Origin of the sequence: Plantactinospora sp. WMMB782 (genome assembly GCF_049179135.1) — a bacterium.
Classification (GTDB): domain Bacteria; phylum Actinomycetota; class Actinomycetes; order Mycobacteriales; family Micromonosporaceae; genus Plantactinospora.
The window spans coordinates 889,849-915,673 of record NZ_JBMHMC010000007.1; the positions used below are offsets into that span (position 1 = coordinate 889,849).

24 protein-coding genes are annotated in these 25,825 nt (G+C 70.8%); 10 read left to right on the top strand and 14 right to left on the bottom strand.

All coding sequences use genetic code 11. The features are described 5' to 3' along the window. The first annotated feature begins 469 nt into the window (after nucleotides 1–469). Entirely contained in the window at nucleotides 470–2,401 is a 1,932-nt protein-coding gene (locus ACN28A_RS05950) for a hypothetical protein (protein WP_421393184.1), read from the top strand. Nucleotides 2,402–2,518: 117 nt separating this feature from the next. On the opposite strand, the gene ACN28A_RS05955 is transcribed toward ACN28A_RS05950, so the two are convergent. From ACN28A_RS05955 to ACN28A_RS05975, 5 genes are all read right to left on the bottom strand, one after another. Next, nucleotides 2,519–2,863 carry a 4Fe-4S cluster-binding domain-containing protein gene (locus tag ACN28A_RS05955; protein WP_421393186.1) on the bottom strand — a complete coding sequence of 115 codons (345 nt, stop codon included), beginning with the start codon at nucleotides 2,861–2,863 and terminating at the stop codon, nucleotides 2,519–2,521. A gap of 79 nt (nucleotides 2,864–2,942) precedes the next feature. Beyond that, complete coding sequence (locus tag ACN28A_RS05960; protein ID WP_421393187.1) at nucleotides 2,943–3,221, bottom strand: hypothetical protein; 279 nt, start codon at nucleotides 3,219–3,221, stop codon at nucleotides 2,943–2,945. Between the two features lie 598 nt (nucleotides 3,222–3,819). Next, complete coding sequence (locus ACN28A_RS05965) at nucleotides 3,820–4,215, bottom strand: hypothetical protein (protein ID WP_421393188.1); 396 nt, start codon at nucleotides 4,213–4,215, stop codon at nucleotides 3,820–3,822. Nucleotides 4,216–4,247: 32 nt separating this feature from the next. Beyond that, nucleotides 4,248–6,257, bottom strand: a complete 2,010-nt coding sequence (locus tag ACN28A_RS05970) for a hypothetical protein (RefSeq protein ID WP_421404172.1) — start codon at nucleotides 6,255–6,257, stop codon at nucleotides 4,248–4,250. A gap of 390 nt (nucleotides 6,258–6,647) precedes the next feature. Further along, nucleotides 6,648–7,211, bottom strand: a complete 564-nt coding sequence (locus tag ACN28A_RS05975; RefSeq protein WP_421393189.1) for a dihydrofolate reductase family protein — start codon at nucleotides 7,209–7,211, stop codon at nucleotides 6,648–6,650. 103 nt (nucleotides 7,212–7,314) lie between these two features. On the opposite strand from ACN28A_RS05975, the gene ACN28A_RS05980 reads away from it, so the two are divergent. After that, nucleotides 7,315–7,791, top strand: coding sequence for a Uma2 family endonuclease (locus ACN28A_RS05980; protein WP_421404174.1), 477 nt, complete (start codon nucleotides 7,315–7,317; stop codon nucleotides 7,789–7,791). Nucleotides 7,792–7,873: 82 nt separating this feature from the next. Here ACN28A_RS05980 and ACN28A_RS05985 read toward each other — a convergent pair whose 3' ends face one another. From ACN28A_RS05985 to ACN28A_RS06000, 4 genes are all read right to left on the bottom strand, one after another. Next, nucleotides 7,874–8,239 carry a DUF5130 family protein gene (locus ACN28A_RS05985; RefSeq protein WP_421404176.1) on the bottom strand — a complete coding sequence of 122 codons (366 nt, stop codon included), beginning with the start codon at nucleotides 8,237–8,239 and terminating at the stop codon, nucleotides 7,874–7,876. Between the two features lie 64 nt (nucleotides 8,240–8,303). Beyond that, nucleotides 8,304–8,582 carry a hypothetical protein gene (locus ACN28A_RS05990; RefSeq protein ID WP_421404178.1) on the bottom strand — a complete coding sequence of 93 codons (279 nt, stop codon included), beginning with the start codon at nucleotides 8,580–8,582 and terminating at the stop codon, nucleotides 8,304–8,306. A gap of 188 nt (nucleotides 8,583–8,770) precedes the next feature. Continuing rightward, nucleotides 8,771–10,054 (bottom strand): kynureninase, encoded by a 1,284-nt coding sequence (kynU, locus tag ACN28A_RS05995; RefSeq protein WP_421393190.1) that lies wholly within the window; start codon nucleotides 10,052–10,054, stop codon nucleotides 8,771–8,773. 53 nt (nucleotides 10,055–10,107) lie between these two features. Beyond that, nucleotides 10,108–11,022, bottom strand: coding sequence for a tryptophan 2,3-dioxygenase (locus ACN28A_RS06000; RefSeq protein WP_421393191.1), 915 nt, complete (start codon nucleotides 11,020–11,022; stop codon nucleotides 10,108–10,110). 209 nt (nucleotides 11,023–11,231) lie between these two features. Between ACN28A_RS06000 and ACN28A_RS06005 the strand changes: the two genes are divergently transcribed. The 3 genes from ACN28A_RS06005 to ACN28A_RS06015 all read left to right on the top strand — a co-directional run bounded on the left by ACN28A_RS06005 (nucleotide 11,232) and on the right by ACN28A_RS06015 (nucleotide 13,201). Beyond that, nucleotides 11,232–11,681 carry an Lrp/AsnC family transcriptional regulator gene (locus ACN28A_RS06005; protein WP_421393193.1) on the top strand — a complete coding sequence of 150 codons (450 nt, stop codon included), beginning with the start codon at nucleotides 11,232–11,234 and terminating at the stop codon, nucleotides 11,679–11,681. A 150-nt stretch (nucleotides 11,682–11,831) separates the two neighbouring features. Continuing rightward, nucleotides 11,832–12,353, top strand: a complete 522-nt coding sequence (locus ACN28A_RS06010; RefSeq protein WP_421393194.1) for a hypothetical protein — start codon at nucleotides 11,832–11,834, stop codon at nucleotides 12,351–12,353. A gap of 14 nt (nucleotides 12,354–12,367) precedes the next feature. Continuing rightward, the gene (locus ACN28A_RS06015; protein ID WP_421393196.1) at nucleotides 12,368–13,201 is read left to right on the top strand and encodes a class F sortase; all 834 of its coding nucleotides are present in this window, start codon (nucleotides 12,368–12,370) and stop codon (nucleotides 13,199–13,201) included. 20 nt (nucleotides 13,202–13,221) lie between these two features. On the opposite strand, the gene ACN28A_RS06020 is transcribed toward ACN28A_RS06015, so the two are convergent. Beyond that, entirely contained in the window at nucleotides 13,222–13,755 is a 534-nt protein-coding gene (locus tag ACN28A_RS06020) for an HNH endonuclease (RefSeq protein ID WP_278063766.1), read from the bottom strand. A gap of 374 nt (nucleotides 13,756–14,129) precedes the next feature. On the opposite strand from ACN28A_RS06020, the gene ACN28A_RS06025 reads away from it, so the two are divergent. The 3 genes from ACN28A_RS06025 to ACN28A_RS06035 all read left to right on the top strand — a co-directional run bounded on the left by ACN28A_RS06025 (nucleotide 14,130) and on the right by ACN28A_RS06035 (nucleotide 17,478). Next, nucleotides 14,130–15,164, top strand: a complete 1,035-nt coding sequence (locus ACN28A_RS06025) for a mechanosensitive ion channel family protein (protein WP_421404180.1) — start codon at nucleotides 14,130–14,132, stop codon at nucleotides 15,162–15,164. 391 nt (nucleotides 15,165–15,555) lie between these two features. Beyond that, nucleotides 15,556–16,932 carry an MFS transporter gene (locus tag ACN28A_RS06030; protein WP_421393197.1) on the top strand — a complete coding sequence of 459 codons (1,377 nt, stop codon included), beginning with the start codon at nucleotides 15,556–15,558 and terminating at the stop codon, nucleotides 16,930–16,932. A 114-nt stretch (nucleotides 16,933–17,046) separates the two neighbouring features. After that, complete coding sequence (locus ACN28A_RS06035; protein ID WP_421393199.1) at nucleotides 17,047–17,478, top strand: globin; 432 nt, start codon at nucleotides 17,047–17,049, stop codon at nucleotides 17,476–17,478. A 93-nt stretch (nucleotides 17,479–17,571) separates the two neighbouring features. Here the strand turns inward: ACN28A_RS06035 and ACN28A_RS06040 are convergent, their stop codons facing one another. From ACN28A_RS06040 to ettA, 4 genes are all read right to left on the bottom strand, one after another. Next, a complete protein-coding gene (locus ACN28A_RS06040; RefSeq protein ID WP_421393200.1) occupies nucleotides 17,572–18,195 on the bottom strand; it encodes a YbjN domain-containing protein in 624 nt (207 codons plus the stop codon). Nucleotides 18,196–18,326: 131 nt separating this feature from the next. Then, the gene (locus ACN28A_RS06045) at nucleotides 18,327–19,226 is read right to left on the bottom strand and encodes a hypothetical protein (protein ID WP_421393202.1); all 900 of its coding nucleotides are present in this window, start codon (nucleotides 19,224–19,226) and stop codon (nucleotides 18,327–18,329) included. Nucleotides 19,227–19,237: 11 nt separating this feature from the next. Beyond that, on the bottom strand, nucleotides 19,238–19,666 hold the full coding sequence (locus ACN28A_RS06050) for an acyl-CoA thioesterase (protein ID WP_421404182.1): 429 nt from the start codon (nucleotides 19,664–19,666) through the stop codon (nucleotides 19,238–19,240). A gap of 79 nt (nucleotides 19,667–19,745) precedes the next feature. Further along, on the bottom strand, nucleotides 19,746–21,422 hold the full coding sequence (ettA, locus tag ACN28A_RS06055) for an energy-dependent translational throttle protein EttA (RefSeq protein WP_421393204.1): 1,677 nt from the start codon (nucleotides 21,420–21,422) through the stop codon (nucleotides 19,746–19,748). Nucleotides 21,423–21,812: 390 nt separating this feature from the next. On the opposite strand from ettA, the gene ACN28A_RS06060 reads away from it, so the two are divergent. Together ACN28A_RS06060 and otsB are read left to right on the top strand one after the other, a co-directional pair. Next, nucleotides 21,813–23,213 carry an alpha,alpha-trehalose-phosphate synthase (UDP-forming) gene (locus ACN28A_RS06060; RefSeq protein WP_421393206.1) on the top strand — a complete coding sequence of 467 codons (1,401 nt, stop codon included), beginning with the start codon at nucleotides 21,813–21,815 and terminating at the stop codon, nucleotides 23,211–23,213. After that, entirely contained in the window at nucleotides 23,210–25,819 is a 2,610-nt protein-coding gene (gene otsB / locus ACN28A_RS06065; RefSeq protein WP_421393207.1) for a trehalose-phosphatase, read from the top strand. Before ACN28A_RS06060 ends, otsB begins: the two co-directional genes overlap by 4 nt. Nucleotides 25,820–25,825 lie beyond the last annotated feature (6 nt).

Below are 25,825 nucleotides of genomic sequence, written 5' to 3' on the forward strand. Positions count from 1 at the left end.
CGCGCAGCCGACCCGTTCCTGAACACCACGAGCTGGACCGTACGGGCCCTGCGCAGCACGGTCGCGGTCGCTCCGGAACCAGAACCCGTAAGTCCTGCTCCTGCCCAGCAGCCGGTCCTGCACCGCGTGTGCCGCCTTGCGGTCCACGTTCCGGGTGATGATGCGCTCGATCTCCCGGAACCCAACGGTGAGATCACCGTCGCCGAGCCCTCGGCCAAGCCCTGGGCGCAGCAGCGTGCTCGGGTCGGCGTCTCGTCCTCGCGCTTGTCGCTGCCTGGCGCCGGAATGTCCACGATCAGTTCCGCGACGGCCTTCGACACGGCAGAGACATCATCGGTCTTCACCGGACCGGTCCCCCTTGGCCGGCACTCGGCCACCTCTCAATCGACTAGTGTCCGGCCTACACGAGGCAGGTCAACTTGTGGTCTGTCGGCTGGGGGTCTCGATGGGTAAGCGGCGGAACCTGTGGTTGACCAAGCAGGCACGGCCTGCTGTTCCACCCCACGAGAAAGCGCGTGGCCTGGTGGATGTCCCGGTCGACGACGTCGTCAGGTCGGTCTATGTCATCGTGTGGGATACCCCGCAGGGGCCGGTGCTGTATTTCGTGCCGCTGGATTGCCTGCCCGAAGTGGATTGGGATGATCTGGTGTGGCGGCTCTGCGACCGGGTGTTGGACCGCGAGCAGTGGAAGCGGGCGTTGCTGCTCGACCCGGTCCCGATCGCTCTGACCTCCGGCGACGTCGACACCGACGGCAGCCCGCGGGTGCGGGTACATCCGGTCCGGTTCCGCACCGACCTGAGTGGGCGCCCCCGTCTGAAGCGGGGCGACGACCATCTCGTCGAGCAGATCGCCCGGACGATGCGGGCCGTCCTGCCGGTCTGGCTCGGTGGCACCGAGACTGTGGCGATCGCGGATGCCGCGCTGCGGAACCCGGGCAGAACCCTGACCGTGGACGACACCACCGGGTGGCCGGGCCAGGAGGCTTCGCTGCGATTGGCGTTGCAGGCTCGGTTCCCGGAGCTGTATCCGCTTGGGTGGGCGATGCTGGCGGCGGACGGGGCCGCACGGTTCAACGAGGTCGTCGCCGGTCACGCGCGGATACCCGACCGGGGCGAGGGGTGGTACCTGGTGGCCCGGCCGCAATTGCCGCAGCCGCCGGAGCCGCTGCGGCAATTGCTGGTCGAAGCGGTCGCGCCGACCGAGCTGGGGGAACGGGCGCTGGCCGAGGTCGCGGCGTTGCGGGCGGCCGCGGCGATCATCGCCGATGACGATCCCCGAAGCACGCTCTACCGGAGCGCTGCGGAAAAGCTCGCGTCGTGGACCTTGCAGGCCCAGATGGCGCAGTTCCCCCAACCCCGACCGCGGTCGTCGACCGTGCACCCGGACCCGGCGAAGCTCATCACGGTGACCGCCACGTGGGCCGGACCAGTGGCAGAGACGTGGCTGCGGACTCTGACCCCGGTGGTGGACCTGCCGGCGGCACTGCGGTTGCGGCGCGCAGCCAATTTGTTGCGGTACACGCGTCGCGGCGGGCAGGGAAAGTGGCCTGATTTTCCGGATGCGCGTCCGGGAGAGGTGCGTGCGGCCTACCTGGACCCGGCCGGCCGGTTGGTGTTGGTGCTCTCCGACCCGGCCGGGCCGGATCCCACCCCGTGGGTGTGCGCGGAGTGGCCCTGCGATGCGACGGTGGCGGCCAGTTGGACCGATGACACGGTACTGGCCGCGGATCGGCCGGTGCCGGGTGCGGCGGCCGGACCGCTCCTCGCGTTGACCCCCGGGGTCGATGACGTCCGGGTCGATCCGTTCCCGGTGTCACCGCAATACAGCGGACCAATGCGTCTCGATTTCAGCGAAGCCAACAGTGCCGGGAAGGCCCTCTTCTGGTCCCTGTTGAAGCTGGCACTCGACCAGACCGACACCGACGTGGCCGACCGGTATTCCGTCGGCATCAGGACGAGCAAACCCACCGCCGCCGAGGTCGCTGACCGATATTTCGTCTTCGAGACCATTGTCGAGGACCCCGGAATGACGTTGTGGCCTGCCGTCATGGGGGCTGGCGGTTCACTGCGGTTGCGCTGGGACGCCGTACGGGCAGCCGCGGTCGCCGACTTCGCCCGCGCCCAGCGGCTCCTCGCACCCGACGCGCCGAAGATCTACCGGTACTACGCCATCGTGCCCCGCGAGCACTCGCCGATGGATGAGACCCGGCAGGTGGTCCGCCTGTCGGCCTCACCCGCCGGCTTCGCCGAGGAGGAACGACTGGACGTCTCGGGTGGTTGGGTTACCAGTTTCATCATCGATGACATCTGCCGGTGCAAGAGGTACGACTGCTACCGCCGGCTGGCCCCCGACGATGTCGACTCGCACATCGCCATCGTGCAGTCCCGCTGGACGAGATAGAGAAAGTCGGTGAAGCGACGAGGAGCCTGCGCCGACGTGACGATTCCAGAGCCGCGCAGCCGGCGTCCCGCTCCGCCGACTCCCGGCCCTCCAAGTGGGGCCAGAGCAGGCGCCCGCTCACGATCCCGTGGGCAGGCGGGTGCCGAGGTCGGCGAGTAGTTCGTCCAGTACGTCCGGCGCCGCCCAGCCGTTCACCGCGACCCGGCCGGACACGCCGACAACGATCTCCAGCCGGTCCGGCGTCGACGCCAGGTCCGCAAGGGAATCGGCCATCCGATCGGTGAGCAGGACGAACTCCTGGTTGGTCGAGCCGACCCAGGGCCGTACCCGGTCGATCCGGTCGGCGCGGAACGGGCCGGCCACGAGCAGGTCGGTCTCCCCGAGTAGGGCGGCGACGTCGTCGCGGCCGGCATCGACGGCTCGGTGGAGTTCGTCCGTGCGGTAGCCGGTGAACGTCATCATCGAGCGGCCGGCGCACGTACCCCGGTGGCCACCCGGGAGAGCGCGGCCGCCTGGTCGAAGGGTTCACCGCCGAGCAGCGTCAACCCGTCCGTCCCCGCGTCGAGGACGCGGGCGACCAGTTCGGCCGGCGCGACCGGCTCGCCGCCCCGGACGCTCCACAGGTGTGGATCAGCACGCCTCGCGGCGCCGGCAGCCCGTACTCGGCGGCGGCCGCCAGCCAGGCGCCGTCCCGCTTGGCCAGCCACCGTTTGAGGGTCTCCAGGCCACCAACGTCGGCAAGGTCGATGTCGGTGTCGGTGTCGACGAACTCCAACAACCCCGCCTTGCGTACGGCCTGCCGCTTCTCCTCGTGCACCACCGGAAGATCGTGTACGTCGAGTACGCCGTCGTTGACGATCGCACGGGCGAAGGCGTTCTCCGCCTCGTGCAGTGTCAGCCCGACGGCGGCCTTCGCGGGCGCTCGGCCGAGCCGAGGTGCGGGTGCAGGTCCCGCAGGATCACCACACTCGACTCGTCGAGCCGAAGGGCGGCGCCCAGCGCGTCCATCGGCTCGGTGGTGCCGGTGCGCGCGGTGCCGTCCGGCCCGACGAGCCCTTCGGTCGCCGACCAGGTCCAGACCGCCCGCGGCGTGCGGACCAGCGCACCGTCCCGGGCTACGGCGGTTATCTCCGCGACGACCCGGTGCTCCTCGTACGACCCGATCTACAGGATTGGGAATCGTGCCTTGAACAGCTGCACCAAATGATTCCGGAAACACGTCGGCGCCGCTGTTCCCCATTCAGTCAATGCCGCAGCCCAGCTCGGCTGGCAGCTGCCCGGCGAGACTGTAGCAACGGTGGCCAAGGATTCACGCCCGCTAAAGGCCCGCCCGCACCCTCGCTGAGGGACGCGGGCGGGCGGCGACCGTACTTCTCGACGATGTGCGGGCCTGCTGGCAGACGCTGATTGCCGACGGGCTACAGGTTGTTGATCCGGGCGAGCAGCTCTGCCTCGGTCAGGTTTTCCAGGGCCGCGTCCTGCTTGCGGCCCAGGGCTGCCACCAGCTTCTCCTTCTCCAGCTTCTTGGCTGCCGCCGCCTTCGCCGCCTGGTCCTCCGCGATGCGGATGGCGATGACGTGCTTGACGACCTCCAACTTGGTCTCCAGGGCCGCCTTGGCCGGATTGGTCTCGGTGGCCACGAACGACTCGGTGTCGATGGCCTTGAGCTCGGCGTTGACCGCCTTGGCCACGTCATCGAGGCTGAAGCCGGACTTGGCGGTCAGCGGAAGCTCCCACAACTGTTCCGTGGTCAGCAGTCCCTTGGCCGAAGGGTAACGGAACTTCTCCCGCGTGGCCTTTTCAAAGATGGTCACGATGGCCTCTCTCCGATTTTCTCGGTAGGAAATCAGAACTGGATGCTGATGAGGTGGCGCCGGCCGCCGGCCATGGTCACCTTGGCGACCACGGAGCTGCGGACCGTGGAGCTGAAGCCGAGGCCGGACAGCTGGTCCGGGGACGGCTCGCACTTGGTGCGATCGCCGAGAACCTCGAACACCTTGCGGTGCGGTTGCAGGTCGCCGCGGAGGAACTCGTTGTAAATCCCCCGGGTCGGCTGGTCGTTCACGCACCCTTTCAGGATGAAGAAGTAGTGGCGGTTGCCGACCTCGCTGTCGTCGAAGTAGTTCGGCGAGTACATGATGGTGGACACCGGCACGAACTGTTCGGTGGTGATCCCCCACAGGACCTTGCCTGCGCTGCCCGGCCGCATGTCCTTACCCGGCCGGAAAGCGGTGATCACCTCGTTGGCGACCGTCATCCGGCCCACCTCGACGGTCTCCTTGTGGCCGACCGCCCGCTCGTGGCTGTAGTGCTCGATCTTTCCGTTGCTCTCGGTCTCGACCACGAAGCCGACCCCGGTGCTCTCCCGCTTGTTGAACTGGTTCACCTCGATCCGGTACTCGCCGTCGGGGACCTTACCGGTCCAGGTGACGTTCTCCACCGGCTCGCGCGAGAACGTCCCGCCCGCGTTCATGTCGACGTCCAGCTTATTGCGCTTTTCCTTGTACCAGATGTGGTCGCCGTTGGGTTCGAACACGTGCAGGTCGAGGTCGTCGTGATTGAACCAGGACAGGCTCACCCGCAGCTTGCCGGTGACGTTGCCACCGGCCCGCTTGACCTTCTCCTTGATGGAGTCGGCGACGTTGCCGTTGTAGGACCAGCCGAAATCGTTGTCCCAGGTGAACAGCCGAGGGGCGGCCGGGTGCCGGCCGGTGGTGAGACTGACGAAGTGCGGTTCGTGGCTGTTGGCGACCCACAGGTCGATGGCCGCGGCGCCGGGCAGGATGTCCTTCATGAAGGTGACCACGGGAGTCTCCTCCGGCTTCGCGTCACGAAGGCGCCCACCTGCCGACCCCGTGGTGGCCGCCTGCATGAGCAACCCTTCGATGCCGTCCTTCATCCGCGACTGCGTGTCGTTGTCGACCCACAGCACGTTGGTGACCGACACGTCGGACAGCCGGGCGAACCGTCGCTGCAACGACTCCTCGATGCCCAACTCGTCGATGGTCTTCATGGCAGCCCTGACCATGGCCGGGGTGATCAACGCCGTGGGGCGCTGGTAATTCTGCGGTGCCACCTTCGTCTCGAACGACCGGACCGCCTGCTCCAGGTCGACGCCCGCGGAGAGATCCTGCACGAGGGTGCCGATCACCGTGTTGCGGAACCGGGCCGCCGGGTTCATGGCGTTGGCGAAGACGAAGGCCCGGCCGTCGTCCGCCTCCGTCCACCGGTTCTGCAGTGACCGGAACTCGGTCACCGCCCGACGATGCTCCGCGCCGCGGTAGAGGGCGTTGTCGTCGATGAGGTCGACGACGGTGTCCAGAGCGTGCTGGGTCAGCTCGGCCAGGCCACGCTGGAACACCTGCACCGCGGCGTCGAAGGCGCTCCGTGCCGCGCCGACGTCTTCGACGCGATGCCGCTTCTCCACCCGGCCGTGCAGGTGGTGCCACACCTCGACCTGGCCGTCGCGCAGCGTCCGGGTCGTCCTCGTCCCGTACTGCGCCTCGGTGGACCGGAAGATGGTGGACAACGGCAGCGTGCCGACGAACTCGTCAAGTGCGGCGGCGACGACGGAGAAGACCGGGTCGGATGCGGACACCCCGGACCAGAGGGAGCGGACCTGTCCGTTGTGGATCTCGACCACGTTACCGAGGTTCCTGATGAACCCGCGGCAGGTCGAGCAGTCGTACTCGGCCCGCTCACGGAACCGGACATTGGTGCCGGCGGGAAAGGAGTCGAGGAAGGTGAGCCAGAGCGAGTCCCGGTCGAGACCGTCACCGACGACGTACAACTCGCCCTTGGACATCGCGGACAGACGTATGGTCACATCCGCCACGAACTGCTGGAAATCGCCCACCGTGTCATCCTCCTTGATCACCGAAGATCCTAAGGAGTGCCCGCAATCGCAGAAACGCATTTCCGGCGCCGACGGAGCTGGATCGGCACGTGAGGGGTCGCGGCGGCCAGGGAGCCCATTTCACCCTGGCGGAGGTGGCCGGGAACCTGGTTTGAAGGCCTCCTGCCCCAGCAGCCAGACCTGCACAGCGTGTGCCGCCTTTGCGGTCCACGTTCCGGGTAATGATGTGCTCGATCTTCCCGAACACCAGGGACGAGGTCACTGTCGCCGACGCTTCGGCACAAGCCCTGCGGGCAGCAGCGCGCTCGGACGAGCCGTACTCACGATCCGTGCCCCCGCGACCGCCGCCCGCACGTCGTCATCGCTCACCGACCCGCCGGAACCGATCGTTCACCGCGCGAGAGTACGGTAGCGGAGTTGCAGGACACCGTTTCGGAATCGACGCTCGTCGAGGAGCTCAAGGTCGACGCGCGTGCCGGTCGGCAGCCCCGGCTTGCCGCCGCCGACGGCAACCGGCCAGACGAACAGGTGGCACTCGTCGACAAGCCCGGCGTGGAAAGCCTGCGTCGCGAGGTTGGCACCTCCTATGGTGAGATCGCTGCTGGCCGCGGCCTTCAGTTCGTGTACCGCGGCGGGGTCGAATCGGCGTTCGAGTCGGGTGTCGACAGTCGACAGCGTGGCGAGGGTCGTGGAGTACACGACTTTGCTCGCCGCCTGCCAGGCGCGCGCGAAGTTGGCCGTGAGGTCGGACTGCGCGGCCAGAGCGGCGTTGGTTTCCCAGAGGGCCATCGATTCGTACAGGCGCCGCCCGTAGACGAACGTGCCCACGGACCGTACGAGGTCGGTGTAACACGCGAATACCTCGTCGTCCATCGGCAGCCAGTCGAACGCGCCGCGCTCGTCCTCGATGTAGCCGTCAAGCGACACGTTGGTCACGTAGATCAGCTTTGCCATACCTCTACCTCTCGATGACGGCGACCTCCGTGGACCGCCTCACCGTAGCTACGAACAACGCGGCCCGGATACGACAACCCCAGTCACCCCCAATCCAGCGAAGATCAGGCTTACTGAGCCGGACGCCGAGAGTGTCAACAGTCTTTCGGCCGCCACCCGTCGGGGCGTCCACGGAGCGTCCCCGGCCGTCAGGCCCGCCGCATCACCCGGATGGCGGGTGATCCGGGAAATCGGGCTGCACGTGCCCGGCGGCAATGCGATCCCCGACGTCACCGTGCTGCGCGCGGGCGCACCGCGTCAGGTGATGTGGCACGGGCCGGAGGACGTGGCGCTGGTGGTCGAGGTGGAGTCGCCGAGCAGCCGCCGACCCGACCGGTTCACCAAGCTGGGCCTCCACGCCGAAGCCGGCATCGAGTCGTACTGGCGGATCGAGCGGACCGAGCGGGGACCGGACGCCCACCTCTGCCTGCGGGCTCCCGCTGGCCACTGCGAGCTGCTCAGCTCCGTCCCGCCGACCGGCTCGGAACCGGTCGAGCTGCCGTTTCCGGTACGCGTAAGCCCGGGCGCCTGGCTGCCCTGACCGACGACCCTCCCACCGTCCGGTCCGATCACCGAAGAGCTTCTCCGATCCGACGACGGCGGGTCGGACGGGTGCAACCGGGTCAGGCGGAACGGCCGGCCCGGGTGGCGAGCTGGTCCAGGCCGCTGACGATGCCGCCGGCCAGGTCGCCGCCACCGAAGGCGGCCACCATGGACAGCGCGGCGAGCTTGGCGTCGCGGTCCGGGATGCGCTTGCGTGCCTCGGCACCGGTGACGATCTCCAGCACCCGCTGGTTCGGCGAGAGCGCCACCAGCACCGCTCGGGCCGGATCGACCAGCTCCGTGAGCAGCCGTTGGGCGTGCTCGCGGACCGGTTCGGTGAGCGGGCCGACATAGACGGTGAAGACCAGTCCGGTGGACTCGTCGGCGATCCGCAGCGCCTCGTCGATCCGGAGCAGCTGGCGGGTGGTGAACGGCCCGTCCAACACGTTCGGCCGGTCGGCGGCGCTCGGCCCGACCTCGGCCTCGGGCCGTTCGACCGTCGCCACGTCCTTACCAGCGGTCACTTGCGCCCCCTGTCACGCCGGCGCGCTTCGGCGCGCTGATGGTCTCGGTCCCGCCGCCGGTCAACGCCCGGGTGTCCGTGCCGACCGGCAGCGCGGTCCGGGTGGACTCGGTCAGGTGCTCGGGCGAGGAGAGGAACCAGACCGGCGTGAACTCGAAGGGCCGCCCCGGGCGGTACCGCCGGGCGTTACGGCCGCTCTTGCCGGCCCGGGCCAGCACGGTGATCACGAGCACCGCGGCGGCCGGGATGGCAACGAAGACCAGCAACGTGTCGGAAACAGACAACCTCAACGCCCCCAGGCGAAAACGGGATCATCGGGCCGGTCCGGGCCGGGTGACCAGCCACCCGACCGATCCGGTCGTCGTTCACGGTATCGGAAACCGCTGCCCAGCAGATCTCGGGGTACCGATCCCGCCGCCGGGGCCACCGGCGGCGGACGGCCGGTCAGGCCGGGTCAGGCCGGGTCGACGAGCCGGGCCAGCGCGTCGGCGGCCCGCCAGCAGTCGTGGTACGTCGAGTAGAGCGGCACCGGGGCGAGACGGATCACATCCGGTTCGCGGTCGTCGACGACCACCCCGTACTCCCGGGACAGCCGTTCGGTGAGTGCGGCGGCCCCGCCCCGGCCGATCCGGACGGAGAGCTGGCAGCCGCGCCGGGCCGGGTCGCGCGGGGTGAGCACGGTCAGCGGGCGGCCCGGGATGATCCGGTCGAGCAGTTCTTCGAGGTACCCGGTCAACCGAACGCTCCGGGCCCGCAGCGCCGGCATGCCGACCTGTTCGAAGATGGCCAGGGCGCTGCGCATCGGGGCCATCGCCAGCACCGGCGGGTTGGAGACCAGCCACGCCTCCACGGTGGCCGGTGGCCGGGAGACCGGGGCCATCTCGAACCGGGTCGTCTCGTCCGTGCCCCACCAGCCCTCGAACCGGTCGATCGCCGGGTCGCCGAGGTGCCGCTCGTGCACGAACGCCCCGGCCAGCGACCCCGGCCCCGAGTTCAGGTACTTGTACGTGCACCAGGCGGCGAAGTCCACGTCCCAGTCGTGCAGGGCCAGCGGCACGTTGCCGGCCGCGTGTGCGAGGTCCCAGCCGACCAGGGCGCCGGCCCGGTGCGCCGCCCGGGTGATCTCCGGGATGTCCATCAGCTCGCCGGTGAGGTAGTTGACCCCGCCGAACAGCACCAGCGCCACCCGGTGCCCCTCCCGGTCGAGGTGCCCGAGCACGTCCTCGGTGCGCAGGTTCTCCTCGCCGGGGCGGGGGCGCAGCCGGACGACGACCTCGTCCGGGTCCAGCCCGTGGTGCCGGGCCTGGCTGCGCACCGCGTAGCTGTCGGACGGGAAGGCGCTGTCCTCGATCAGGATCCGGTCCCGGCCGGCGGTCGGCCGGTAGAACGAGACCATCAGCAGGTGCAGGTTGACGGTGAGGGAGTTCATCACCACGGTCTCGGCCGGCGACGCGCCGACCAGCGCCGCGCTCGGCCCGGTGAGCGACCGGTACGACGGCACCCAGGGCCGCTCGCCGGTGAAGTGGCCGGAGACGCCCCGGGTGGCCCAGGTCTCCAGTTCGGCGTCGACGTCGGCGCGGGCGGCCCGGGGCTGCAACCCGAGGGAGTTGCCGACCAGATAGGCGGCCTCGGCGTGCCGGCCGCCCTCGGCCGGGGGCACGTGGAACAGGTGCCGGTGCCCGGGGTCGGCCTCGTCGCGGCGCCGGGCCGCCGCCTCCGCCTGGTCGGGGGTGGTCATCCGCTCGTCTCTCCCTGAAGAAGTCACACGTCGCTCGGGTCGGGCGTCAAGGTTCACATGTCGGTCCGGGCGGCCCAGAGTTCGGGGAAGACCTCCCGGGCCATGCTCCGGCGCAGCCAGGCCGCGCCGGCCGACCCTCCGGTGCCGACCTTGGCGCCCATCGTCCGGCGTACCGCCTTGAGGTGCTGGTGCCGCCAGTCGTCGAACTGCTCGGCGATCTCGACCAGGGTCTCACCCAGTTGCCGCAGGTGGTTGTCGGGTCCGGTGTCGGCGTAGATCGCCACCCAGGCGGCGGCCAGCTCCTCGCTCGGCCCGGAGCCGGAGTCGGAGTCGGCGGAGAAGTCGCGGTGCAGCAGCGTGTCCGGCAGCGCGTAGCCCCGGCGGGCCAGCAGCGCGGTCACCTCGTCCCAGAGGCTCGGCGCCCCGAGCGCCTCGACCAGCTCGGCGTGCACCTGCGGCTGCCGGTGGAACGGCCGGACCAGGGTCGCGGACTTCAGCCCGAGCAGGAACTCCAACTGCCGGTACATCGCGGACTGGAAGCCGGAGCCCTCGCCGAGCAGGTTGCGGAACCGGTTGAAGTCCGCCGGGGTCATCCAGCGCAGGCCCCGCCAGGCCGCGTTCAGCCCCTCCAGGTGCAGCGCGGCCCGGTGCAGCGGTGCGAGCGCACCCCACAGATCGTCGGTACGCAGCAACCGCCGCGCCTCGCGCAACTCGAAGCAGGTGAGCCCGAAGTACAGCTCCATGATCTGGCTGACCATCAGGAACGACATCTCGCCGGGATCCTGGCTCAACGGCTGCTGGAGGCGGTGCAGGGTGCTGGCGTGCACGTACGCGTCGTACGGCGTCCGCCCGCCCGGCTCCAGGGTCGGTTCGCCACCGTTCGCCGCCGCCCGGGCGGCCCGCTGCGCGGCGGTGAGCGGGCGTACCCGGGGTCGGCCGGGTCGCCGCTGCCGCTGGATGCTCTCCACTGCCCGCCTCCGTTCCGTGACGTCTTCGTTCCGTTCCGCTCCGTGACGTCGATACCGACATGATCTCGCCGGTCGACCGCCCGACGGAATGCCGGACCAACGGCGGTACCCGCGCCGATCTGACGGTTGTGGGGTTCACCGCCGGGATGGCTTAACGTTTGAAAGGTCGATCCAGAGGTCGACAACCACGTTACGGAGAGTGAACAGTGATGGACGACATGGACTGGGCGCTGCTGCGCGAACTCCAGGCCGACGCCCGGCTCTCGTTCAGCGAACTCTCCCGCCGGGTGCACCTCTCCCCGCCGGCCGTCGCCGAACGGGTCCGCCGGCTGGAGGAGTCCGGCGTGGTGACCGGCTACCACGCGCACGTCGACCTGACCCGGGCCGGCCGGAACGTGGTCGCGATGATCCGGATGTCCTGTTACGGGGCGCGCTGCATCCTCCGGGACCCGGAGGTGCCGAAGTGGCCGGAGATCCTGGAGATACACCGGATCACCGGTGACGCGTGCAGCATGCTCAAGGTCGCCGCCGAGTCGATCGAGGCGTTCGAGCAGGTCATCGACCGTCTGGCCCCGTACGGGCAGCCGTCGAGCACGATGGTGCTCTCCAGCCCGCTGCACTGGCATCCGGTGCTGCCCGTCCCACCGTCAAGCGGCTGACCAGGGCTTGCACCGCTGTAGGCGGCTTTCCGGGCGTGTGTGCGGCGGGTCGGTGGGAAGACACCCGGCGACGACGGTCGCGACACCCGCGCAGCGCCCGAGGCGTACGGGTGTCCGACCGAGCCGGATGCACCGCCGGGGAGGGAAGTCATGCTGTCTGCCAAGGTCGTCGGCCGTACGATCGCCGCCGGCGTCACCGTCGCCGCACTCGTCCCCGGACCGCTGTTCGGGAACGTGACCGCGGTACGCGCCGGACCGAACACCTTCGTGGAGGTCACCCCGAACACCGCCCAGGCGGGTACCCGGGTCGACATCCGGGCGAGCTGCGACGGGGCGAACAACCAGCAGGCGACGGTGCACTCGGACGCCTTCGGCCGGGTGATCGTACGCCCGGACAACGGCTTCCTCACCGCCAAGGTGACGATCCCGGGCGGCAAGGCACCCGGGGCGTACGCGGTCAACCTGAGCTGCCAGCAGGCGGGCAACAACGCCACCACCACGCTGACCGTGGTGAACATGAGCCAGGGCAGCCAGGGTCCGGCCACCGGTGGCGGCGGTACGGCCGGCAGCACGGGCGGCACGCTGATGATCGCCGGTGGTGTCGGCATCGTCGTGCTCGCCGTCGGGTTCGGGCTGGCCGGTCGGCGCCGGCGTACCGAGCCGGGTGGCTGAGCCACGGGTCGGACATGTTCCGCTTCTCCACGGGCGAGCGCGCGGGCACGTGGCGGGGCCGGACCGGTCGGTGGTGGGCGCGTACCGAACGGTGGCGGCGCCGTGCGGCCCGGCTCGCCCGGCAGGCGACCGCGGCGAGCATCACCAGCCCGGATCCGGCCGACGGCACCCCGCCGGGCACCCTGGACCCGGCGCCACCCCGGCCGCCCCGCCGGGTGGGCCGGGCTGGCCTCCTCCGCCGCCCCGGGCCGGTACCGGTGATCACCCTGCTGCTCGGCCTGCTGGTCACGCTCTTCGGGGTGCAGAGCGTCACCGGGATCACCCTGCTGCCCAGCGGGCTGCCGTTCGGCGCCCCGCCGCCGCCCCGGAAGTTCCCGGTGCTCGAGTCGAGCCCGCCGGTCGGGATCGGCATCCGGTCGCTGGGCCTGACCGCGCCGGTGCACCCGGTCGGCGTCGCCGCGGACGGCACCATCGAGGTGCCGGCGTCGGACCGGCGCGACGAGGCCGGCTGGTACAGCCGGAGCCCGACCCCCGGCCAGTACGGGCCGGCGGTGATCGTCGGGCACGTCGACACCCGGACCGGGCCGGCCGTCTTCCACGACCTGGCCGGGCTGCGCCCCGGCTCCAAAATCGAGATCGACCGGGAGGACGACTCGGTGGCGGTCTTCGAGGTGAACTCGGTCAAGCGGTTCAACAAGTCGGAGCTGCCGGTGGACCGGGTCTACGGCGACTTCAGCCGGCCGTCGCTACGGCTGATCACCTGCGGTGGCCGCTGGGTCGGCGGTTCCACCGGGTACGCCGACAACGTGATCGTCTTCGCGTCCCTGGTCTCGGCCCGGGACACCTGAGCCGAGTCGGTCGCCGGCTCTCAGGCCGCCTCGGCCTCGCGCAGGTCGAGCCAGTCCGCCCAGCGCGGGTCCGGCGCGCGGTGCCCGAGGACCCGCCAGGCGATGCCCTTCGGCGCGGTCGGCAGCGAGTGCAGCCGCCAGCCCAGCTCGGCCGGGGTCTTGTCACCCTTGGTGTGGTTGCACCTGGCGCAGGCCGCCACGACGTTCTCCCAGGCGTGCCGGCCGCCCCGGCTGCGCGGGAAGACGTGGTCGATGGTCTCGGCCGGCCCCCGGCAGTAGACGCAGCGCCAGCTGTCCCGGGCGAAGATGGCCCGGCGGGAGAGCCCGACGTGGGTGCGGTAGGGCACCCGGACGAACCTGGTCAGCCGGACCACCGACGGCACCGGCAGGGAGTTGCGGGCGCTGTGCAGGATTCCCTCCCCGTCGGCCACGCAGACGGCCTTGGCGGAGAGGACCAGGATGGCGGCCCGACGCACTGAAACGACACACAGCGGCTCATAGGTGGCATTGAGCACCAACGCTCCGGAGCCCACCGTGGGTCGTATGTCAGGCATCGCGCTCACCCTCTCGGTTGTTTCCCCGTCCGCTCCCTCGCCCCGCCTGGTGCCGGCCCCGCTCCGGCGCCCCGTCGGGCAGCACGCACCGACCGGCCGCCACGACCACGGCCGACGCCGGCAGATCACCGGCGTCCGTGCGCCAATAGTCCCCGATAGCCGGCCTGATTGCACGTACTAATCGGGGGTCCCGAAGAAAGCTCTCACGTCCCGTGGCAAGATGACCGGTTCCGTCCGTTCGACCCCGGCCGGCGCCGGGCCGCCGGGGGCGGCGTCCGCCACGAGCCGGCGGGTCGGCGGCGGACGGCCCGGGTCCGTACGGTACGAAGACATCCGTGACCCCCGCGACGCTGATCACCGCCGCCGTGCTCGCGATGCCGCGAGCCCAGACGCCGCAGCCCGAGACCCCGAAGCCCGAGCCGAGCTGCCTGAACGAGGCCGGCTGCAAACTGGTCTGGGACGTGACCGGCTCGGTGTGGTTCGCCGAGGGCAGCAACTACCTCCTGATCAAGCCGGCCACCATCGCACTGATCCTGCTGCTGGCGGTGCTGGCCCGCTTCCTGCTGCACCGCACCATCAACCGGCTGGTCCGGAGCACCTCGGAGAGCCGGATCCCCGCCGTACTCCGGCCGCTGCGCGAGCGCATGCCCAGCGCCGCACCCGACCCGAACGCCGTCGTACCCGAACGGCGCAGGCAGCGGGCCGAGGCGATCGGTTCGGTACTGCGCAGCATGACCACGGCGGTGGTCTTCGCGATCGCCGTACTACAGATCCTCAGCGAGCTGAGCTTCGACCTGGCCCCGCTGCTGGCCAGTGCCGGCATCGCCGGCCTGGCCCTCGGGTTCGGCGCCCAGACGCTGGTCAAGGACCTGCTGGCCGGGCTCTTCATGCTGCTGGAGGACCAGTACGGGGTCGGCGACACGGTGGACCTCGGCGAGGCGACCGGGGTGGTCGAGGCGGTCGGCCTGCGGATCACCACCGTGCGGGACGCCCGCGGGGTGGTCTGGTACATCCGCAACGGCGAGATCATCCGGGTCGGGAACAAGAGCCAGGGCTGGGCGATGGTCGTGCTCGACATGCCGATCGGCTTCGCCCGCACCGAGGAGGCCATGGCGGTGCTCCGGACCGCCGCCGCCTCGGTCGCGGTCGACCCGGAGCTGGCCCCGGAGCTGGTGGAGCCGCCCGAGGTGATCGGGGTCGAGCAGATCACCGTGGACGGTTCGGTGATCCGCACGGTCGCCAAGACCACCGCCGAGGGGCAGTTCCCGGTGACCCGGGAGCTGCGCCGACGGCTGGCCGAGGCGCTGGAGAACTCGGGGATCACCGCCGACATCGCGGCCACCCGGATGTTCCCCCGGCCGTCGACCCCGCCCGGCGACGGGGGTACCGGCCAGGGTGGAGCGACCTGACCTGTCTGACCTGCCCGGCTGCCCCGGATGGCCGGTCAGACCGGGATCGTCGGCGTCGGCCCGGTCCCCGCCTGCCGTCCGGGCTGGGCAGCGCCGGCATGCCGCCGGCCCCGAGCACCCCGGACGGTGGGGCACGGGTACGCCGGACGGTTTGGATCAAGGGCCGCCCGGCAGGGGTCGCGTACCGTGTGGGCGGTCGGGTATCGTCCGTTCGACCAGTCGGGGATGCGACGATCTATCCGTTCGCCCTAGCCAGTCGTCATACGATCGGGCAGAATCCAGAACAAGCTCCCTCCCGGAGCGTAACGAAGACCTCGCTGATCCGAACGTCTAACGTTCCCGGCAGCCCCATCACAATTGGTCAGCGGTCGAGAACGATGGAGGCCCACCGGTGTCCGAAGAGACACACACTTCCCAGCGGCCGGCAACCTTTCGGGAAGTGTTCGCCCAGCGTGAATACCGGGCGGTCTTCACGGCCACCGTACTGACCTGGACCGGCGACTATCTCGCCAAGGCCGCCGTGACGCTGCTGGTCTACCAGCAGAGCGAGTCGGTCGCCCTCTCCGCCGCCGCCTTCGCCACCAGTTACCTACCGTGGCTGATCGGCGGTCCGCTGCTGACCACCCTGGCCGACCGGTACCCGTACCGGACGGTGATGGTGATCTGTGACCTCGTCCGGATGCCGCTCTACGCCCTGATCGCCATCGACGGCCTGGACACCCCGGTGGTCCTGGCCCTGCTCTTCGCGGCGACCCTGGCGAATCCGCCCAGTCAGGCGGCCCGGTCCGCGATGCTGCCGCTGCTGCTCCGGGGAGACCGGCTGGTCGTCGCGCTCTCCCTACACGGCAGCACGGGACAGGCGGCCCAGGTCTTCGGCTACGCCGTCGGGGCCGGCATCGCGCTCTACAGCCCGGCCCTGGCCCTGCTGCTCAACGCCGCCACCTTCGGGCTCTCCGCGACGGTCATCTGGTTCGGCGTCCGGCACCGGCCCGCCGTCCCGCCGGAGCAGGGCCGGCGGCACCTCCTCCGGGAGACCGCCGCCGGCTTCACCCTGGTCTTCGGCACCCCGGTGCTGCGGGCGATCGCGGTCCTGGTGTTCTGCGCGATGCTCTTCGCGATCGTGCCGGAGGGGCTGGCCGCGGCCTGGGCCACCAGGTTCGCCGGGTCCGGCGCCGACCGGAGCGCCATCCAGGCACTGATCATGATCGCCGCACCCGTCGGCTTCATTCTCGGCGGCCTGGTGGTCGGCCGGGGTCTCCGGCCGGACCTGCGCCGCAGCCTGGTCCGGCCGTTCGCGGTACTCGCCCCGCTGGCCCTGGTGCCCGCCCTGTTCAACCCGCCGCCGGTGGTGGTCGCGCTGCTGGCCGCCGTGGCCGGCTTCGCGGTCGCCGGATTGATCCCGGTGACCAACGGGCTCTTCGTGCTGGCCCTGCCGCACGGCTACCGGGCCCGGGCGAACGGTGTGATGAACACCGGCGTCCAGGTGATGCAGGGGGTGGCGGTCCTCACCACCGGCCTGCTGGCCGACCGGTTCGGCATCCCCCGGGTGGTCGGGGTGTGGAGCGCCGCCGGAGTGCTGCTGATGCTGCTGCTGGCGCTGCGCTGGCCACAGTCCGAGCGGTTCGACGCGGCGATCGCGGACGCAGAGCGCCGCTCCGCCGAACGGCAGGCCGCGGCCGAACCGGGCCGACCGGTCCAGCGGCCGTCGGACACCTCCCCGCCCAATCCCCGGCCCCCCTCCTCGGAGGCCGGCATCGGCGCGGTCTGAGCCGGCGCCGCCCCGCCTGGTCCGGCCGGCGGCACGGGGTGGTGTGAGCCAGCCCGCACCCCGACTGCGGCTCCGGCTGGGGTCGAGCGCCCGGCCGGATGGCAGGATGGAACGGTGAATCCCGCAGGTGAGCGAGAGCAGGCCCGCCCGGCGCCGACCTTCTACGCCGAGATCGGCGGCGAACCGACGTTCCGGAAGCTTGTCGACGAGTTCTACGCGGGCGTCGCCACCGACCCGGTGCTCCGGCCGATGTACCCGGAGACGGACCTCGGCCCGGCGGCGGAGCGGCTCACCCTCTTCCTGATCCAGTACTGGGGCGGCCCGAACACCTACTCCGCGCAGCGCGGGCATCCCCGGCTCCGGATGCGGCACGCGCCGTTCCGGGTCGGGCCGGTCGAGCGGGACGCCTGGCTGCGGCACATGCGCCGGGCCGTGGACCGGCTGGAGCTGTCGCCGGAGCAGGACGGGACCCTGTGGCAGTACCTCGAACGGGCGGCCTACTTCATGGTCAACACCATGGACGAAACCCCCGGTCCGGCGCACTGACCGAGCGATTCTGCCGCTGGGCGGTCACCGGAGCAGGCCGGCCCCAGAAGGCCAGTCGCCAGAGCAGACCGGTCGCCGGAGCCCGGGCGGTCGCTAGAGCAGGGCGCCCTCGTCATGCAGCCAGTCGACGAAGGTGGTCGCCACCGCCGCTCCGCAGTCGAGCATCTCGACCAGCAGGGCGTCGTGTGCACCGGCGCTCAACGGCACCTGCAACTCGGCGTAGATGGGCAACTGGCCCCGCTCGGTGGGGTCGCCGACGTACGCCTTGCAGAACCGGCGGGTGTGGTTCCACTCGTTGACCACCCGGTAGGCCCGGTCGGCCCAGTCCGGTGGGACCGTGGAGTGTGGACGGGCCCGCATCACGAGGATCTCGTCGTCCGGCCCCTCCAGGGCGAACAGCACGGCGTGCCGCTCCCACATGGCCAGCAGGCTGCCGTCGCCGTCGGCGAGATAACGCACGTCGAGCAGGTCCAGGGCGTCCCCGACCCGGCGTAGCGTCACCGGGGCGATCACCGGGGGGATGTCCCGGATCGAGGCCCGGTCCCCGGGCCGGAAGTCCCGGCTACCGGACCTGGCTTCGGATTCGGTCCGGCAGTCGTGTTCCGGCTCCCGAGGCGCCGGTGGTCCGACCCGGACGGCGCCGTCCGACGAGATCCTGCTTCGAGTTCCCGGCTCGCCGCCACCGGCGTGGCCGGGGCGCCATGACCACCACGGCATCGCTTGCGCACCTCACTCCCCAGCGGATCCACGTGCCTACGTTGCGTTGGACCCGAGGCCCGACGGTACCCGTACAGCCGGCTCGAAGCACCCCCCCAACTACAGCCCCGGGACGGATGGACCATGTCTCCTCATCCGTTCGGGTGATCACGCGCTGGTTTTATCGCAAGCTGACTGACTTTCTGTGACCATGCCACTCCGAATGGTGCGGCTAATCCGACCCATCGGCCCATGATCCGCACCTGCACGGCGTCCCGCCCGGCCGGGCCGGCGGAGCCGAGAAAACCCATCCGGACGATGGCCTGAACCAGCCGTTGAGAGATCTCGATCCGGCCGCCGCCGTGTACCGGATCGAAACCGGCCGGGGCCGCAGCGCCCGGGTCGGTCCCTTTCGGATCGACGGCCGGCGGTGGGCCGGTCACCACCACGGCCACGTGGTCGAGCAGCGCGTCCCGGACCGCCCGCTGGCCCACCGCCCGGCCGGCGACGCCACCGGTCGCCGCGTCGCGCAGGGTGTCCGCGGCCGCGGCCGCGATCCGGCGCAGCTCGGCACCGGCGATCGACTCCACCACGCTGCCGGGACCGCCGGGCACCGGCCACCGCCAGTCACCGTCCCGGCGTCGAGGCAGTTCCACACCGCCCCGGCCGAGTTCGGTAAGCAACTCCGCGGCGGAAACCGTGGCGTCACCGGGACCGGCCCCGGCGACCACCCGGCCCACCAGTACGCCCCAGGGCAGCCGTGCCCACAGCACCGTCCTGGCCGGCGCCCCGGCGGTCGCTCCGGGCGCCCCGGAGCGGAGCCGGACCACCGCGCCCGGGTCGAACCGGGTCAACCGGGCCAGGAAGGCACCGGCGTCCGGCAGCCCGGAGAGCCCGTGCCCGTTCTCGTGCCCGTGACCACGCTCGTGCCCGTGACCACCACCGTGCTCGTGACCACGCCCGTGCTCGTGCCCGGGTCCGGGCGTCGGCGTCGCGTCGCCCGTGGTGTCGCCTCGGTCGGCGATCCGGACCGGCTTCTCCGCAGCGGGCATCGACTCGCTCCCTACGCCGGCCGGCTCCGGGCCACCGGCTCGATCAGATAGTGCCCGAGGAACTCCTGCTCCGGCTCGGTCAGCCGGCGGGGGCGCTGCTGCGCCAGGTCGAACGGCACCAGCACCGACCGGGCCCGGCCGGCCAGCACCGTACGGTCGAACAGTTCGTACGCGATGGTGAACCGGGACTGCCGCAGGTCCTCGACCCACATCTCGATGCGTACCGTGGGCGCGCGTTCGCTTGTCGCCCCGTCCAGGGTGTATCCGACCGGGCGCAGGTAGTCGATCTCGTGCCGGTAGATCACCACGCCGTCGGCGAACGAGCTGATCCCCTGGGCGCTCGCCCCGGCGAACATCATCGCCACCCGGGCCTCCTCGTAGAGGGTGAGGAAGCGGGCGTTGTTGACGTGCCCGTACGCGTCCAGGTCGGACCAGCGCAGCGTGCAGTCGTAGCCGAACCGCCGCCCCGTCGGACCGGTCCCGGCCGCCGTCGGCTGGGCCGGTCCGAGGCCGACCTGACTAGTCACGGGTGAGCTTGCGGTAGGTGACCCGGTGCGGCCGGGCCGCCTCCGCGCCGAGCCGGTCGATCTTGTTCTTCTCGTACGCCTCGAAGTTGCCCTCGAACCAGAACCACCGCGACGGGTCCTCGTCGGTGCCCTCCCAGGCCAGGATGTGCGTCGCCACCCGGTCCAGGAACATCCGGTCGTGCGAGATGACCACGGCGCAGCCGGGGAACTCCAGCAGTGCGTTCTCCAGCGAGGAGAGGGTCTCCACGTCCAGGTCGTTCGTCGGCTCGTCGAGCAGGATGACGTTGCCGCCGATCTTGAGGGTCAGCGCCAGGTTGAGCCGGTTGCGCTCACCGCCGGAGAGCACCTTCGTCGGCTTCTGCTGGTCCGGCCCCTTGAACCCGAAGGCCGCCACGTACGCCCGGGAGGGCATCTCGACCTTGCCCACCATCAGGTGGTCCAGCCCGTCCGAGACCACCTCCCAGACGGTCTTGTCGCCGGCCAGCCCCTGCCGGTTCTGGTCGACGTACGACAGGCTCACCGTCTCGCCGACCCGGACCGAGCCGGCGGTCGGCTGCTCCAGCCCGACGATGGTCTTGAACAGGGTGGTCTTGCCGACGCCGTTCGGGCCGATGATGCCGACGATGCCGTTTCGGGGCAGCGAGAAGCTCAGGTCGTCGATGAGCACCCGGTCGCCGAACGCCTTGCGCAGGCCGTGCGCCTCGATCACCGTGTTGCCCAGCCGGGGGCCCGGCGGGATCTGGATCTCCTCGAAGTCCAGCTTCCGGGTCTTCTCGGCCTCGTTGGCCATCTCCTCGTAGCGGTCCAGCCGGGCCTTGGACTTGGTCTGCCGGGCCTTGGCGTTGGACCGGACCCACTCCAGTTCCTCGCTGAGCCGCTTCTTCATCTTCGCGTCGCGGCGCCCCTCGACGGCCAGCCGGGCGGCCTTCTTCTCCAGGTAGGTGGAGTAGTTGCCCTCGTAGCCGACGGCCCGGCCCCGGTCCAGTTCGAGGATCCAGCCCGCCACGTTGTCGAGGAAGTACCGGTCGTGGGTGATCGCCATCACCGTGCCGGCGTACTTGGCCAGGTGCTGCTCCAGCCACTGCACGCTCTCCGCGTCCAGGTGGTTGGTCGGCTCGTCCAGCAGCAGCAGGTCGGGCGCCTCCAGCAACAGCTTGCAGAGCGCGACCCGGCGCCGCTCGCCGCCGGAGAGCTGGGTGACGTCGGCGTCCGGCGGCGGGCAGCGCAGTGCGTCCATCGCCAGTTCGAGCTTGGAGTCGATGTCCCAGGCGTCGGCGTGGTCCAGCTCCTCCTGGAGCTGCCCCATCTCGGTCATCAGCTCGTCGGAGTAGTCGGTGGCCATCTGCTCGGCGATCTTGTTGAACCGCTCCAGCTTGGCCTTGGTCTCGGCCACCGCCTCCTCGATGTTGCCGAGCACGGTCTTGGCGTCGTTGAGCGGGGGCTCCTGGGCGAGCAGCCCGACGCTGTAGCCGGGCATCAGCCGGGCCTCGCCGTTGCTCGGCCGGTCCAGACCCGCCATGATCTTGAGCAGGCTCGACTTGCCGGCGCCGTTCGGACCGACCACACCGATCTTGGCTCCCGGCAGGAAGCTCAGCGTCACGTTGTCCAGCACGACCTTGTCGCCGTGCGCCTTGCGCGCCTTCTCCAGGACGTAGATGTACTGGGCCACGGTGCGGCCTACCTCCCACGGATGTGATGTCCCCGAATGCCGTGTTGTCGACCCAGCACGACGTCGGGCTTGCTCTGGACCGCGCTGTCGGCGTCGCGCCGGGCCACGCGGTGCGGCGAAGAGCGCCACCGTCAATCCTGACAGGTCCGGCCGGTACCGCCCACATCGCCCTCCGCCCGGCCACCTGGCACTGCCTCCCGGGCGCCCCCGCCGCCGTATCCGGGGCACCCGGCCGACCGCCCGGGCGGGGCCGGGCGGGTGGCCATGATCACCTTTACGTTCCTTCCGGCGTCCCGCAGGGCAGTACTTGTGCCACTGGGGGTTAGGCACCGCAGCTACGCTCAGTACGCTCAGCGGTGGACACCCGTCATCACCGGAGGTGCACTGATTGTGACCGTACGTAGCTCGTTCGTGGTCGTTGCGAATCGCCTGCCGGTCGACGAGGTGACCACCCCCGAAGGGCGGCAGTGGCGCCGCAGCCCGGGGGGACTGGTCACCGCCCTGCATCCGGTACTCGCCCAGCACCAGGGCACCTGGGTCGGCTGGGCCGGCGGGGTGGGCGCCGCACCGGAGCCGTTCGACCTGGAGGGGATCCGGCTGCACCCGGTGCCGCTGAGCGCCGAGGAACTCGAACGCTACTACGAGGGGCAGTCCAACGCCACGATCTGGCCGCTCTACCACGACGCGGTGGAGACCCCGGCCTACAAGCGCCGCTGGCGGGAGGCGTACCGGCTGGTCAACGCCAGGTTCGCCGAGGCGTCGGCCGAGGTGGCGGCCGAGGGCGCGACGGTCTGGGTGCAGGACTACCAGCTCCAGCTGGTGCCGGCGATGCTCCGCGAACTCCGCCCCGACCTGCGGATCGGTTTCTTCCTGCACATCCCGTTTCCGCCGATCGAACTCTTCATGCAGATGCCGCTGCGCGCCGAGGTGCTGCGCGGGCTGCTCGGCGCCGACCTGGTCGGCTTCCAGCAGCGGCTGGCGGCGCAGAACTTCGTGCGGCTGGCCCGGCACCTGCTCGGGCTCCGCTACGAGGGCCAGATGATCAAGGTGGACGGGCGCAACGTCAAGGCGGGCGCGTTCCCCATCTCGATCGACGTCGCCGAGATGGAGCGGATGGCCGTCGACCCGGCCGTGCAGGCCCGGGCCAAGCAGATCCGCACCGAGCTGGGCGACCCGAAGACGGTGATCCTCGGGGTGGACCGGCTCGACTACACCAAGGGAATCGAGCTTCGGCTCAAGGCGTTCCGGGAGTTGCTCTCTGACGGAAAGTTGACAGTTCCCGACGCGGTTATGGTGCAGGTTGCTACGCCAAGTCGGGAACGGGTGGAGCACTACCAGGCACTCCGGGTCAAGGTGGAACGCGAAGTTGGTCGAATTAATGGTGAATTCGGCCGGGTCGGTGTACCGGCAGTCCACTACCTCCATCAGTCGTACAGTCGCAGTGAACTGGCCGCGCTCTACTGCGCGGCCGACGTGATGATGGTGACCCCGCTGCGAGACGGAATGAATCTGGTGGCCAAGGAGTACGTAGCAACGCGCGCCGACTCGGGCGGCGCACTCGTGCTCAGTGAGTTTGCCGGCGCCGCCACCGAGCTGCGCCAGGCATTCCTCTGTAACCCGCACGACCCGGACGGCGTCAAGGACGCACTACTGCGCGCGGTGCACGTCGACAAGGTGGAGGCCCGGCGCCGCATGCGCATCATGCAGCGCCACCTGCGTACCCACGACGTCGGACACTGGGCCCGGTCCTTCCTCAACGAGTTGGGCGTACCCGAGACGGAGGACGAGTGAAGTCCGGCTCCCTACTCGACGAGGGTCCCCGCACCCTCGACTCGATCGACCCCGAGCTGCGGTCCGCGATCGGCCGGATAGCCCGGGTGCCACAGCTCCTGGTCGCCTGCGACTACGACGGCACGCTCGCGCCGATCGTGGAGGACCCGACCAAGGCCGTGCCGTTGCCCGAGTCGGTCGCCGCCGTACGCGCGCTGGCCGCCCTGCCGCAGACCACCGTCGCCGTGGTCTCCGGCCGGGCCCTGCGCGACCTGGCCACCCTCTCCCGGCTGCCCAGCGAGGTGCACCTGGTGGGCAGCCACGGCTCCGAGTTCGACATCGGTTTCGTCGAACGGCTCTCCCCCGAGCTGATCGAGGTACGCACCCGGCTGCGCAACGAGCTGCGCCAGATCGTCGCCGGCCGGGCCCGGGTACGCCTGGAGACCAAGCCGGCGAGCGTCGCCGTGCACACCCGGGGCGCCGACCCCGAGGTGGCCGCCGGGGTGGTCGCGGCGGTGGACGCCGGTCCCGCCGGCTGGCCGGACGTCACGGTCACCCGGGGCAAGGAGGTGATCGAGCTGTCGGTGATCCCCACCGACAAGGGGACCGCGCTCGAACAGCTCCGCACCCAGCTCTCGGCCAGCGCCGCACTCTTCCTCGGCGACGACGTCACCGACGAGAACGCCTTCGCCAAGCTGCACGGGCCGGACGTCGGGATCAAGATCGGGCCGGGCGAGACCCGGGCCGCCTTCCGGATCGACCAGCCCGTCGACGCCGCCCGGGTGCTGGCGCTGGTGCTCGAGGTACGTCGCAACTGGCTCTTCGGCGAGCGGGCCGTACCGATCGAGCGGCACTCGATGCTGGCCAACGGACGTACCGTCGCACTCGTCACCCCGGAGGCGAGCCTGAGCTGGCTCTGCCACCCCAAGCCCGACTCCCCGGCGATCTTCGCCGACCTGGTCGGCGGCAACCCGGCCGGCTACTTCAGCATCGCCCCGGAACGCGGCGGCCTGCCGCTCGGCCAGCGCTACCGGACCGGCACGATGACCGTCGAGACCCGCTGGTCCGGGCTGACCGTCACCGACTGGCTGGACCGGCCCTCCGCCGACGACGTGCCCACCGGCTCGGCGGTGATCAGCGGCGACTCGACACTGGTCCGGGTGCTCAGCGGCGCCGGCCGGGTCCGGCTGGACTTCGCCCCCCGACCCGAGTTCGGCCAGGTCGCGGTGCAGCTCCAGCCGCTCGGCGACGGGCTGCTGGTGCTCGGCTCCAACGAGCCGATCGCGCTCTACTCCCCCGGCGTCGAGTGGCAGATCGACAACGACGGCGGGTACGAGACCGCCCGGGCCGTGGTCGACCTGGCCGCCGCCGGTGGCCAGCTCACCTGCGAGCTGCGGTTCGGCTCGCACAGCCTGGAACACCACCGGGTGCCGGTGCACGAGCGGCAGGCCGTGGCCGAACAGCCGTGGCGGGACTGGGTCAACGGGCTGCGGCTGCCCAACTCCGCCCGCGACCTGGTCGGGCGGAGCGCGCTCACCCTGCGCGGCCTGGTGCACGAGGCCAGCGGCTCGATCCTGGCCGCCGCCACCACCTCGCTGCCCGAGGAGCTGGGCGGGGTCCGCAACTGGGACTACCGGTACTGCTGGCTGCGCGACGCCGCGCTGACCGCCCGCGCCCTCGTCGACCTCGGCTCGCTCACCGAGGCGGAGGGCTTCCTGCAGTGGGTGGACGGCTGCGTCGAGCGCACCGGCGGGCACCCCGAACGGCTGCACCCGCTCTACACCGTCGACGGCTACGAACTCGGCGCCGAGGCGGTCATCGACACCCTGCCCGGGTACGCCGGCTCCCGGCCGGTCCGGGTCGGCAACCTCGCCAACCACCAGCTCCAGCTCGACGTCTTCGGGCCGGTCGCCGACCTGTTGGCGGCCGTCGCCGACCTGCGCGGCGGGGTCCGGGACACCGAGTGGCGGGTGCTGGAGAACATGGTCGAGGCGGTCGCCCGGCGCTGGCACGAGCCCGACCACGGGCTCTGGGAGGCCCGGCTGCCGCCCCGGCACCACGTCTACTCCAAGGTGATGTGCTGGATGACCGTGGACCGGGCGCTGCACGTCGTCCGGCAGCACGGCGACGGCGACCGGCCGGAGTGGATCGAGCTGCGCGACCGGATCGGGCACAACGTGCTGGAGTTCGGCTGGCACGCCGGCGCCGGCGCCTACACCGTGGCGTACGGCGACGAGGAGATGGACGCCTCCTCGCTCTGGATCGGCCTGTCTGGACTGCTGCCCAACGACGATCCCCGGTTCCTGGCCACCGTGCTGAAGGTCGAGGCCGACCTGCGCAGCGGTCCGGTCGTCTACCGCTACCGCTGGGACGACGGGCTGCCGGGCCGGGAGGGCGGCTTCCACATCTGCACCGCCTGGCTGATCGAGGCGTACCTGCGCACCGGCCGGCGCTCCGACGCCGAGGAGCTGTTCACGCAGATGGTGGACACCGCCGGCCCGACCGGACTGCTGCCCGAGCAGTACGACCCGATCTCCGAGCGCGGGCTGGGCAACCACCCGCAGGCGTACAGCCACCTCGGCCTGATCCGCTGCGCCCTCCTCCTGGACAACATGCTCAAGGCCTGACCCTCC